At 67.2% G+C, this 11,709-nt stretch carries 11 protein-coding genes; 6 read left to right on the forward strand and 5 right to left on the reverse strand.

Annotated elements, in window-relative coordinates; all coding sequences use genetic code 11:
• The first annotated feature begins 196 nt into the window (after nucleotides 1-196).
• Nucleotides 197-1,108: a hydroxymethylbilane synthase gene (gene hemC / locus QRO95_RS23845; RefSeq protein WP_285303619.1), complete on the forward strand. Its 912-nt coding sequence runs from the start codon at nucleotides 197-199 to the stop codon at nucleotides 1,106-1,108.
• Between the two features lie 126 nt (nucleotides 1,109-1,234).
• On the opposite strand, the gene QRO95_RS23850 is transcribed toward hemC, so the two are convergent.
• Together QRO95_RS23850 and QRO95_RS23855 are read right to left on the reverse strand one after the other, a co-directional pair.
• Complete coding sequence (locus QRO95_RS23850; protein ID WP_010481298.1) at nucleotides 1,235-2,011, reverse strand: YdiY family protein; 777 nt, start codon at nucleotides 2,009-2,011, stop codon at nucleotides 1,235-1,237.
• A 107-nt stretch (nucleotides 2,012-2,118) separates the two neighbouring features.
• Nucleotides 2,119-2,721 (reverse strand): hypothetical protein, encoded by a 603-nt coding sequence (locus tag QRO95_RS23855; RefSeq protein WP_049399177.1) that lies wholly within the window; start codon nucleotides 2,719-2,721, stop codon nucleotides 2,119-2,121.
• Between the two features lie 81 nt (nucleotides 2,722-2,802).
• Here QRO95_RS23855 and QRO95_RS23860 point away from each other — a divergent pair, with 81 nt between their 5' ends.
• A complete protein-coding gene (locus QRO95_RS23860; protein WP_010481302.1) occupies nucleotides 2,803-3,774 on the forward strand; it encodes a YafY family protein in 972 nt (323 codons plus the stop codon).
• Nucleotides 3,775-3,802: 28 nt separating this feature from the next.
• Nucleotides 3,803-4,597, forward strand: coding sequence for a MetQ/NlpA family ABC transporter substrate-binding protein (locus QRO95_RS23865; protein ID WP_032129055.1), 795 nt, complete (start codon nucleotides 3,803-3,805; stop codon nucleotides 4,595-4,597).
• 95 nt (nucleotides 4,598-4,692) lie between these two features.
• Here QRO95_RS23865 and glpK read toward each other — a convergent pair whose 3' ends face one another.
• The 3 genes from glpK to QRO95_RS23880 form a co-directional block, all read right to left on the reverse strand.
• Nucleotides 4,693-6,192, reverse strand: coding sequence for a glycerol kinase GlpK (gene glpK / locus QRO95_RS23870; RefSeq protein WP_049399179.1), 1,500 nt, complete (start codon nucleotides 6,190-6,192; stop codon nucleotides 4,693-4,695).
• A gap of 79 nt (nucleotides 6,193-6,271) precedes the next feature.
• Nucleotides 6,272-7,750, reverse strand: a complete 1,479-nt coding sequence (gene glpD / locus QRO95_RS23875) for a glycerol-3-phosphate dehydrogenase (protein ID WP_285303620.1) — start codon at nucleotides 7,748-7,750, stop codon at nucleotides 6,272-6,274.
• Between the two features lie 184 nt (nucleotides 7,751-7,934).
• A complete protein-coding gene (locus tag QRO95_RS23880; RefSeq protein ID WP_032129052.1) occupies nucleotides 7,935-8,570 on the reverse strand; it encodes an OmpW family protein in 636 nt (211 codons plus the stop codon).
• Nucleotides 8,571-8,756: 186 nt separating this feature from the next.
• Between QRO95_RS23880 and QRO95_RS23885 the strand changes: the two genes are divergently transcribed.
• The 3 genes from QRO95_RS23885 to QRO95_RS23895 form a co-directional block, all read left to right on the forward strand.
• Entirely contained in the window at nucleotides 8,757-9,272 is a 516-nt protein-coding gene (locus tag QRO95_RS23885; protein ID WP_049460894.1) for a DNA-deoxyinosine glycosylase, read from the forward strand.
• A gap of 167 nt (nucleotides 9,273-9,439) precedes the next feature.
• On the forward strand, nucleotides 9,440-11,152 hold the full coding sequence (gene aceF, locus QRO95_RS23890; protein ID WP_285303621.1) for a dihydrolipoyllysine-residue acetyltransferase: 1,713 nt from the start codon (nucleotides 9,440-9,442) through the stop codon (nucleotides 11,150-11,152).
• A gap of 107 nt (nucleotides 11,153-11,259) precedes the next feature.
• On the forward strand, nucleotides 11,260-11,709 hold a 450-nt coding region (locus QRO95_RS23895; RefSeq protein WP_285303622.1), incomplete at its 3' end, for a biotin/lipoyl-containing protein.

The raw sequence follows: 11,709 nt of genomic DNA on the forward strand, positions 1-11,709 counted from the left end.
TAAGCTCGATGGCGCCTTGCTCGTGTGCGCAGTCCTGCGCACACGAGCAAGCCGCGGCCAAGCCTCCATGGACGGATTCACGGCGTCCCCCGCGAACCCACCCCGTCCGGCCAAGCGCGATAGATCCAGCCGACGCACCAGCCACGAGGGGCTCCGCCGTTGGCCGTATCCCGCCGATAGGCGCGATAATGACCGGATGGAAACCGTCCGCATCGCCACCCGCAAGAGCCCGCTCGCCCTCTGGCAGAGCGAACACGTCGCCGATCGCCTGCGCCAGGCCCACCCCGGCCTGCATGTGGAACTGGTGCCGATGAGCACCCGCGGTGACGAGGTGCTGGACCGCTCGCTGGCCGCCATCGGTGGCAAGGGCCTGTTCCTGAAGGAACTGGAGCTGGCCATGCTGCGTGGTGAGGCCGACTGCGCCGTGCATTCGCTGAAGGATGTGCCGATGGAACTGGACGAACCCTTCGCGCTGCCGGCGATGCTGACCCGCCACGATCCGGCCGATGGTTTCGTCTCCAACCTGTACGCCTCGCTGGATGCGCTGCCGATCGGTGCGCGGGTTGGCACCTCGTCGCTGCGCCGCCAGGCCCAGCTGCGCGCGCTGCGCCCGGACCTGGAACTGCTGGACCTGCGCGGCAACGTCAACACCCGCCTGGCCAAGCTCGACAACGGTGGCTACGACGCCATCGTGCTGGCCGTGGCCGGCCTGGAGCGTCTGGGCCTGGGCGCGCGCATCGTCGCGCGCCTGCAACCGCCGCAGTGGCTGCCGGCCCCGGCGCAGGGCGCGGTGGCGGTGGAGTGCGACGGTGGCAATGCGCGCCTGATGGCGCTGTTCGCGGGCCTGGATGACGCGGAAACCCGTGCCTGCGTGGAAGCCGAGCGAGCGATGAACCGTGCGTTGCATGGCAGCTGCCACGTGCCGGTGGCGGCGATCGCGCAGTGGCAGGGCACCGACCTGCACCTGCAGGGCCTGGTCGGCAGTGCCAGCGATGGTCGTGCGGTGCGTGCCGAGGCGATCGGCCCGGCCAGTGACCCGGAAGCACTGGGCCAGCGCGTGGCGAAGATGCTGCTGGATGCCGGTGCCGGCGAACTGCTGAACACCTGAGTTCCGATTTCTGTAGAGCCGAGCCATGCTCGGCTGCTCTTCGCCGGGAAAATCCCGGGCTTCGCGCTCAAGTCGAGCATGGCTCGACTCTACAAAAACGAAACGGGCGCCTTCGGCGCCCGTTTCTTATTTGAATTTGTAGACCACGTTCATCGTGGTCAGCGTATCGGTCTTGCGCTTGTCCTCGGCCACGTCACTGTTGTAACGCGCCTGCCAGCCGGCCTTCAGCGCCAGATGTTCGTTCATGCTCACCGAAACACCGAAGTCGTTCTGGCCGAAGGTGTTGTAGGAACCCGACTCGACCAGCAGGGTGTTGACCAGGTCGGTGTTGTCGGTCAGCGAGTACTTCATGTCGAACAGGCCGCGGCCGATCATGCCGGTGCGGGTGCGGTCGTCCTCGGTGCTGTGGGTGCGGCGCACACCGGGGCCGATCTGCGCGTCGAACGAGAAACGCTCGGTGTTCCACAGGCGGGTGCCGTAACCCAGACCGAACGAGCTCTGGCGGTCGTAGGTGGCGAAGTCATCGCGCTCGGTACGCACCGTGGCCGTCAGCTGGCGGTGCTCGCCCAGCTGCAGCGCGCTGCCGGCACTGCCGGTATAACGGTTGGCGGTGGTGTTGTTGCGGCGGCTGGTGGAGCCGTCGTCGCGGGTCTCGATCACCTTGGAGCTGGAACGCAGGCCAGCCAGATCCATGCTGTGCACCCAGTCACCATCGGTGTAGCGCAGGCGCAGGCGGCCGTTGAAGCTCTCGGTGCTGCTGTTGCCGCGTGCCGAAGCGAAACCGAGCTCGCCGCCACTGCCGCTCCACGGCGAGGACATCGCCGCCAGTTCGGAGGCATCCTGCGCATACGCGAGCGGTGCGCACAGCAGCAGGGGGATCAGCAGGGACACGCGCAGGGACATCGGGGCTTCTCCGAAGCGGTTGACAGCCGGTGATGATACTGGAAGCGTGATGGCGGTCCGAATCGATCCAAACGGTTTCTTCAGCAGGCGTTGCCGCGATCGCCTATTCAGGGCAGATCGACGCGCAATGCCGGGTCGTTGAAGCGCGAATAGCGCAGGCGCAGCTGGAAGCTGCGGCCATTGCTGCTGCCGCTGCGTACGATCTGCCGCGGCAGGCCCTGCGCGTCCACCCAGTACTCCAGGCGTTCGCCGGGCTGCGCACCACGCAGGCGGTAGTGACGCGTCTCGACCCCGTCCAGCGACTGGCTGCCCAGGTCTTCGGCCTGCAGATCGGCGGGCAGGGCATCGGCCGGCAGCGGGTTGCGCCATTGCTCGAGCAGGCCCGGCGGGGTCGGCACCTGCCGGATCGCGTCGTCCGCCTGCAGGAACATGGTGTCGCCGATGATCGTCTGCGGACCGGCCGGGGTCTGCACCCGGAAGCGGTCGGGGGCGACGAAGTCCATGGCGCTGCGCACCGGCTGGGGCGCGCCCAGCACCTCCAGTTCGGCGTGGAAGCTGCGCAGGGCCGAGAAGCGCTGGCTGGCGCCCAGCACCGCCTGCGCCGGATCCGCCGCAGGCACGGGCGCTTCGGTGCTGGCCGGCGCGGGCGCGCGATCACAGGCGGCCAGCAGCAGGCAGGCCAGCAGGGACAGGGCAGGCAACCGGCGCATCGGGTGTTCCAGAGGGGTGGGGGCGACCACGATAGCCCAAACGTCCCACACAAGACCCGCGACTCGGACATAATCGGGGGTATGGACCGATACGAACGCATCACCGCCCTGCATCGTCTGCTCAAGTCCGCACGCTATCCGGTGACGGTGGCGACCCTGCAGGACAAGCTCGGTTGCTCCCGTGCCACCGTCTACCGCGATCTGGCCTTCCTGCGCGATGCGCTGATGGCACCGATCGAGGGCGACGGCGAAGCCGGCTTCCGTTACCAGGCCGACGAGAGCGACCGCTTCGAGCTGCCCGGCCTGTGGCTGAGCTCGGAGGAGCTGCATGCCCTGCTGGCCTCGCAGCACCTGCTGGCGCGGACCGGCGGCGGCGTGCTGTCCTCGGTGCTGGCACCGCTGCAGCAGCGCATCGAGAGCCTGCTGGCGGCCCAGGCTGGCGTTTCCAGCTGGCCGGTGGACCGGGTGCGGGTGATTCCGCACCGTGGCCGCAAGTTCGATGAAGGCAGCTTCCGCAGCGTGGCTTCGGCGGTGCTGGAGCGCCGCCAGCTGGCGTTCGAGTACCGCGCCCGTTCCACCGACGAGCCGACCAAGCGCACCGTTTCGCCGCAGCGCCTGACCCACTATCGCGACAACTGGTACCTGGATGCCTGGGACCATGACCGCGAGGCGCTGCGCAGCTTTGCCGTGGATCGCATCCACAAGGCGCGGGTGATCGACAGCACCGCCCGCGACGTGGCCGACAGCGAGCTGGACGAGCAGCTCGGGGCCAGCTACGGCATCTTCTCCGGTGCGCCGAAGGGCTGGGCGACCATCCTGTTCAGCGCCAAGGCCGCGCGCTGGGTGGCCGACGAGCACTGGCATTCCAAGCAGCAGGGCCGCTTCCTGGCCGATGGCCGCTATGAACTGAAGGTGCCGTACAGCGTCTCGCGCGAGCTGCTGATGGACGTGCTGCACTACGGCTCGGATGCCGAGATCGTCGAACCGGTGATGCTGCGCGAGCAGGCCAAGGCGCTGCTTGAGCTCGCCCTGAGCAACTACGACAACTCCTGACACTCCCCCCCCGAGAACCCTTCCGCCCATGAAGAAGACCCTGTTGCTGCCCCTGCTCGCCGCTGCGCTGGCCCTGACCGCCTGCGGCAAGTCCGGCGAGCCCTCGCAGAAGCTGGTGGTGGCCGCTACGGCCGTGCCGCATGCCGAGATCCTTGAAGTGGTCAAGCCGATCCTCAAGCAGGAAGGCGTGGACCTGGACGTGCGCGTGTTCAACGACTACGTGCAGCCCAACGACCAGCTGGTGCAGAAGCAGGTGGACGCCAACTACTTCCAGACCGAGCCGTATCTGGATGCCTACAACCGCGATCGCAAGACCGATCTGGTGAAGGTGATCGGCGTGCACATCGAGCCGTTCGGTGCGTATTCGCGCAAGATCAAGTCGCTGGCCGAGCTGCGCGAAGGTGCCGACGTGGTGATCCCGAACGACCCGAGCAACAACAGCCGTGCACTGATCCTGCTGCACAAGGCCGGTGTGATCGAGCTGAAGGATCCGACCAACGCGCTGTCGACCCAGCGCGACATCACTGCAAACCCGAAGAACCTGAAGTTCCGCGAGCTGGACTCGGCGATGCTGCCGCGCGTGCTGGACCAGGTCGACCTGGCCCTGATCAACACCAACTACGCACTGGATGCGGGCCTCAACCCGACCAAGGATGCACTGGCGATCGAGAGCAAGGACTCGCCGTACGTGAACTTCCTGGTCGCACGCCCGGACAACAAGGACGACGCCCGCGTGCAGAAGCTGGCCAAGGCCCTGACCAGCCCGCAGGTGAAGGCCTTCATCGAGACCAAGTACAAGGGCGCGGTGCTGCCGGCGTTCTGACGGCCGCTGGCCATGTGGTAGTGCCGGCCGCTGGCCGGCAATCTCCAGGCGCCCCCAAACATCATAGGGTTGCCGGCCAGCGGCCGGCACTACCGTCAGTCGACGTGGAAGGCGAGGGTGGCCGCCACGGCCTGCTGCCATCCCGCATACAGTTTCTCGCGCCGCGCCACCTCCATCTGTGGCTCGAAGCGCCGGTCCAGGCCCCATTGCGCGGCGATCTGTTCGCGGCTGGACCAGAACCCCACCGCCAGCCCGGCCAGGTAGGCCGCGCCCAGTGCGGTGGTTTCGGTCAGCCGCGGCCGCAGCAGTGGCACGCCAAGGATGTCGGCCTGGAATCCGGCCAGGAAGTCGTTGCCGATCGCACCGCCATCGGCGCGCAGCTCGGTCAGCGCGATACCGGCATCGGACTGCATCGCATCAAGCACGTCGCGGGTCTGGTAGGCCATCGCTTCCAGCGCCGCGCGCACGAAGTGCGCCTTGCGAGTGCCACGGGTCAGGCCGAACATCGCGCCGCGCACATCACTGCGCCAATAGGGCGCACCGAGGCCGACAAATGCTGGGACCAGGTAAGCACCGCCACTGTCGGGCACCTGCGCGGCCAGCGCCTGGCTGTCGCTGGCGCGTTCGATCATGCGCAACCCATCGCGCAGCCACTGCACCACCGAGCCGGCGATGAAGATCGAGCCTTCCAGCGCATATTCCACGCGCCCGTCCAGGCCCCAGGCGATGGTGGTCAGCAGTCCATTGCGCGAACGCACCGCCTGCGCGCCGGTGTGCATCAGCATGAAGCAGCCGGTGCCATAGGTGTTCTTGACCATGCCCGGCTGGAAGCAGGCCTGGCCGAACAGCGCCGCCTGCTGGTCACCGGCGATGCCGGCGATCGGGATCGGGTGATCGAAGAAGAACTGCGGCCGGGTATGCGCGTACACCGCGCTGGAATCGCGCACCTGCGGCAGCATCGCGCGCGGGATGTCCAGCAGCGCCAGCAGGTCGTCATCCCAGTCCAGCGTGTGGATGTTGAACAGCAGCGTGCGCGCCGCGTTGCTGTAGTCGGTCACATGCGCCTGGCCACCACTGAGGTTCCAGACCAGCCAGCTGTCGATGGTGCCGAACAGCAGCTCGCCACGCTCGGCACGCTGCTGCGCGCCCTCCACGTGGTCGAGGATCCAGCGCACCTTGGTGGCGGAGAAATAGGCATCGATCAGCAGGCCGGTGCGCTCGCGGATCAGCGCCTCATGCCCTTCGGACTTCAGCCGCTCGCAGATGGCGTGGCTCTGCCGCGACTGCCAGACGATGGCGTTGTGGATCGGCTGTCCGGTGGCACGGTCCCAGACCACGGTGGTTTCACGCTGGTTGGTGATGCCCAGTGCGGCGATGTGGCGCGGGTCGATCTGCCCGCGGCTGAGCAGTTCGGTCAGCGTGGCATAGACGCTGGTGAGAATCTCGCGCGGGTCATGCTCGACCCAACCCGGCTGCGGGAAGATCTGCGCGAATTCGCGCTGCGCGCTGCCGACGATGTCGCCGGTGCGGTCGAACAGGATCGCGCGCGAACTGGTGGTGCCCTGGTCGATGGCCAGCACGTAGCGGGGCGTCATGCAGCGTCTCCGGTAGCGATGGTGTTGGTAGAGTCGAGCCTGCTCGACTGCTTTTCATGCCAGTCGAGCAAGTTCGACTCTACCGTCTATCGATCCACGCCTGCAGCCGCGCCACCTGCGCAGCATCCAGCCGCAACCCCAGCTTGCTCCGCCGCCACAGCACGTCCTCGGCGTCCCAGGCCCATTCGTGGTCGCGCAGGAAAGCCACTTCCCGCGCATGCAGGCCGCCGCCGAAGTCCTCTCCAAGATCGTCCATGCCCCGTGCACCCTGCAGAAGGGCGGCGCTGCGGCTGCCGTAGGCTTCGGCCCAACGCCGTGCGATCTCCACGGGCAACCACGGTGCCAGCGCCTGCAGGCGGGAGCGCGCCTGTGTGGCGTCACCCCAGTCGCTGCCCGGCAGCGGGTCTCCGCCTGCCGTCCAGGCCGGTCCCATCTGTGGCAGGGCAGGGCGCAGCAGGTTCAGCGCTTCCTCGGCCAGCACCCGGTAGGTGGTCAGCTTGCCGCCCAGCACATGCAGCGCCGGCGCCGGGTTGGACTGCAGCTGAAGGCGGTAGTCGCGGCTCAGCGTTGCCGCACGCGGGTCCGGGTCGGCCAGCAGTGGCCGCACACCGGCGAACTGCCAGACCACGTCTTCCGGAGTGATCGGCTCACGCAGATAGCGGTTGGCGGCCGCGCACAGATAGCTCACCTCGGAAGGCAGCACGCTGCAGCGCGCCGGGTCACCGCGGTAGTCGGTGTCGGTGGTGCCAATCAGCAGATGATCGTGGGTGAACGGCAGCAGGAACACCACGCGGCCATCGGGCTGCTGCAGCAGGCAGGCACGGTCATCGGGCCAGGGGCGGCGCAGCACGATGTGGCTGCCCTGTACCAGCCGCAGCGCGGGGCCGCCGCTGCGGGCCTCCATCTGCTCCAGCAGGCCACCGGCCCATGGGCCAGCCGCATTGGCGACGGCGCGCGCGGTCACATGCTGCTGGCCATCGGCGGATTCCAGCACGGCCTGCCAACGGCCCTGCACAGGGCGCAGTTCGATGCAGCGGCTGCGCACATGTACCTGTGCGCCACGCGAGGCAGCATCCAGGGCATTGAGCAGTACCAGACGCGCGTCATCGACCTGCGCGTCGGCGTAGCTGAAGGCCTGCCGCAGATCCGGGGAGAGCCAGGGGCCGAGCGGATCATGCTGAAGGTCCAGGGCGCGCGAGGCGGGAAATGCCGGGCTGCGTGGGCCCAGGTGGTCGTACAGCCACAGTCCCACGCGCAGCATCCAGCGTGGGCGCAGGTGCGGTTCCCACGGCAGCACGAAACGCAGCGGGCGGACCAGATAGGGTGCCTGCCGGCGTACCACCTCGCGTTCGCCCAAGGCCTTGCGTACCAGACCGAACTCGCGCTGTTCCAGGTAGCGCAGGCCACCGTGGATCAGCTTGCTGCTGGCGCTGGAGGTATGCGCAGCGAGGTCGTGCTGCTCGCACAGCAGCACGCGCAGGCCGCGGCCGCTGGCATCACGGGCGATGCCGGCACCGTTGATACCGCCACCGATCACCAGCAGGTCGACGTCGTGCATCGCGCCTCCGCATCCTGTGTGTGTAGAGTCGACTGTCAGTCGACTGCTGTTGCAAAAGTCGAGCAAGCTCGACTCTACGAAAGGCAGTCGAGCAAGCTCGACTCTACAGAACGCGGGTGACGGAAACGACGACGGGCCCCGAAGGGCCCGTCGCGTTACATCAGTGAAGCAGGTGCAGCCTGGATCAGAAGCGGGCGCCGATGCCGAAGCCGACGGTCCACGGATCCATCTTGGCTTCGCCGATCTTCTCGCCGCCAACCTTCACGTCCGGGCGGGCGCGCATGTAGCGGGCGTCAGCACGGGCGAACCAGGTGGAGTTGATGTTCATGTCCACGCCGACGGTGCCGATCACGCCCTTGGCATCCTTGAAGCGGATGTCGGTGTCAGCGCCGTTGCCCAGCTTCTCGTTGCTGAAGCTCGACTGGTAGTAGCCCACGCCCACGAACGGACGGAACACGTTGTCAGCCTGGCCGAAGTGGTACTGGCCGCTCAGCGCGATCGGCTGCTGCTCGACCGAGCCCAGGCGGGCGTTGTTCGGGCCCTTGAACTTGTTGTCGAACTTGTCGGCAGCGCCCCACAGTTCAACGGCCCAGTTGTCGTTGATGTAGTAGCTGAAGCTGACGGTCGGCGCCGGGCCACCATCGGTCTTCTTGACGCCGGTGATCGGGTCGTTCTTCGGTTCCAGCAGCGAGATGCCGCCAACAACGGCAAAATGCTTGCCCGAAGCGGTGTCGGTGCTGCTGCTGTCCTGGGCGAAAGCGGCCGGCGCGAAGGCGGCGGAGGTCAGCAGGGCGAGACTCAGGATACGGATGGAGCGCATGGGGGTATCTCCTAATGTTTCTTGTTTTGGGCCCCCGGTTGCGGGGCGAGCACACCGTAGTCGCCCCAACATGAATCGAATCCGACGCACGTTAAAAAATAGTTTCCCTTGTTCAGCGACTGGAGCGAAAAGCTTGTTTTCATGGGCTTTTCGGCCTTCGGCGACATTCATGCAGTTGGAGAAGATGTGAGCGAAGCAACGGTGTGCATCGGCCTGCAAGCGCAGGTGAAGGCGGATTGCAGGGTGCTGCTGCTGGGTTCGATGCCCGGCGTTGCGTCATTGCAGGAGCAGCGCTACTACGCGCATCCGCGCAATCGCTTCTGGCCTGTGCTGGCCGATATCTGTGGCTTCGATGTGGCCCTGGCCTACCCGCAACGGCTGCGCGCACTGCAGGCAGCCGGTGTGGGTCTGTGGGATGTGATCGGTCAGTGCGAGCGGCGTGGCAGCCTGGATGCCGACATCGTGCGTGGCACGGAAGTACCCAATGCGCTGCCGGCATTGATCGCTTCGCTTCCTGAGCTGGAGCTGATCGGCTGCAACGGTGCGGCATCGCTGAAGGCATTCCAGCGTTGGGTGCTGCCCGGCCTGGAGGCGCCGCCAAGGCTGCTGGCGCTGCCGTCCACCAGCCCGGCCAACGCGGCCTGGTCGCTGCCGCGGCTGCGCCAGGCCTGGCAGCCGGTAGCCGACGCACTGGCGACATGAAGCGGACATCGTCCGGACAATACGCTACCGACTGGTCGCGGCCGCAACCCATGAGCAACAGCGTGTCCCGGCTGCGTGAGTACTGAAAACACCTGTAACGGTTGGCGCTGGCCCCCGCTGGCCGCACAATAGACGTTTCCCTACACCAGATTGCCGGAGTTATCCCCATGGCCGAAATCAAGGAAGCACTTGTCCCCGATATCGGTGACTACAGCGATATCCCGGTAATCGAGGTGCTTGTCGCCGTCGGCGACACGGTCAAGAAGGACCAGGGCCTGGTGACGCTGGAAAGCGACAAGGCGACCATGGAAGTGCCGTCGGCCGTCGCCGGCGTGGTCAAGGAGATCAAGGTCAAGGTCGGTGACACCCTGTCCGAGGGCAAGGTCGTGGCGCTGATCGAAGTGGCTGAAGGCGAGGCTGCCAAGCCGGCCGCTGCCGCCCCGGCACCGGCCAAGGCCGCTGCCCCGGCTGCCGCCACCCAGAGCGCGCCGGCCCCGGCCGCAGCTGCGCCGGCCGCTCCGGCTGCCAGCGGTGGTACGGTTGAAGCGCTGGTGCCGGATATCGGCGACTATTCCGGCATTCCGGTCATCGAAGTGCTGGTCGCCGTCGGCGACACGGTCAAGAAGGACCAGGGCCTGGTCACGCTGGAAAGCGACAAGGCCACCATGGAAGTGCCGTCTTCAGTGGCCGGTGTGGTCAAGGAGATCAAGGTCAAGGTCGGCGACAATCTGTCGCAGGGCAACGTGGTCGCCATCATCGAGGCCGAGGGCGCTGCCGCGCCGGCGCCGACCAAGGCAGCCGCTGCTGCCGCTCCGGCTGCCGCCGAGACCGCCACCAAGGTCGAGCCGGTCGCTGTGCCGGCGCAGCCGGACAAGCTGGCGGCCCGCGAGGTCGCCTCGGCCGGTACCCCGTCCAGCCCGCCGGTGCAGTTCAACGCCGATGGCGTGCTGCCGGCCAAGGTGCCGTATGCCACCCCGGCGGTGCGTGTGTTCGCCCGCGAACTGGGCGTGGACCTGCTGCAGATCAACGGCACCGAGAAGGGGGGCCGCATCACCAAGTGTGACGTGCAGAAGTTCGTCAAGGCCGCACTCAGCGGCGGCGTGCCGGCTGCCGGCGGTGCTGCTGTCGCTGCCGGTGGTGGCCTGAACCTGCTGCCGTGGCCGAAGGTCGACTTCAGCAAGTTCGGCGAGACCGAAGTCCAGCCGCTCTCGCGCATCAAGAAGATCTCCGGTGCGAACCTGGCCCGCAACTGGGCCATGATCCCGCACGTCACCCAGTTCGAACAGGCCGACATCACCGATCTGGAAGGCCTGCGCGTGGCACTGAACAAGGAAAACGAGAAGGCCGGCATCAAGCTGACCATGCTCGCCTTCCTGATCAAGGCCAGCGCCGCGGCGCTGAAGAAGTTCCCGGAATTCAACGCCTCGCTCGATGCCAGCGGTGAAAACCTGACCCTGAAGAAGTACTTCCACATCGGCTTTGCCGCCGACACGCCGAACGGCCTGGTCGTGCCGGTCATCCGCGACGTGGACAAGAAGGGCGTGGTGCAGATCGCGCAGGAAACCGGCGAACTGGCCAAGAAGGCGCGCGACGGCAAGCTCGGCCCGGCCGACATGAGTGGCGGCTGCTTCTCGATCAGCTCGCTGGGCGGCATCGGCGGCACCGCGTTCACCCCGATCGTCAATGCACCGGAAGTGGCCATCCTCGGCGTCTCCAAGTCGTCCATCCAGCCGGTCTGGAACGGCAAGGAATTCGCACCGAAGCTGATGCTGCCGCTGTCGCTGAGCTACGACCACCGCGTCATCGATGGCGCCTTGGCCGCACGCTTCACCACGTACCTGTCGCAGGTACTGGCCGACATGCGCCGCGTGCTGCTGTAAGGCACCGCTTCGCCCCCGCCGTGCGGCCGCAGCCCCTGGCGCGGCCGCGTGAATAGATGCAGTGACAGCCCGCCGGCACCGCCGGGCGGGCACGAGGAAAACCCACCATGGCCACGATTGAAGTCAAGGTTCCCGACATCGGCGATTACAGCGATGTGCCGGTGATCGAAGTGTTGGTCGCCGTCGGCGACACGGTGAAGAAGGATCAGGGTCTGGTGACCCTGGAATCGGACAAGGCCACCCTGGAAGTGCCGTCCTCGGCTGCCGGCGTGGTCAAGGAAATCAAGGTCAGGCTGGGCGACACCCTGTCCGAAGGCGCCGTGGTCGTGGTGCTGGACGCCGAAGGTGCCGCTGAAGTCCCGGCCAAGGCCGCCGCGCCGGCCCCGGCAGCGGCCGCTCCGGCCAGCAAGCCGCCGGTGACCCCGTCGCACCGCGCCCCGGCTGAACCGGCTGCGCCGAAGCCGGCGCTGTCCAGCGGCAAGCCAGCCGACATCGAATGCGAAATGGTCGTGCTGGGCTCCGGCCCGGGCGGCTACACCGCCGCTTTCCGCGCTGCC

It is taken from the genome of Stenotrophomonas maltophilia group sp. Smal13, assembly GCF_030236855.1.
Classification (GTDB): domain Bacteria; phylum Pseudomonadota; class Gammaproteobacteria; order Xanthomonadales; family Xanthomonadaceae; genus Stenotrophomonas; species Stenotrophomonas maltophilia_A.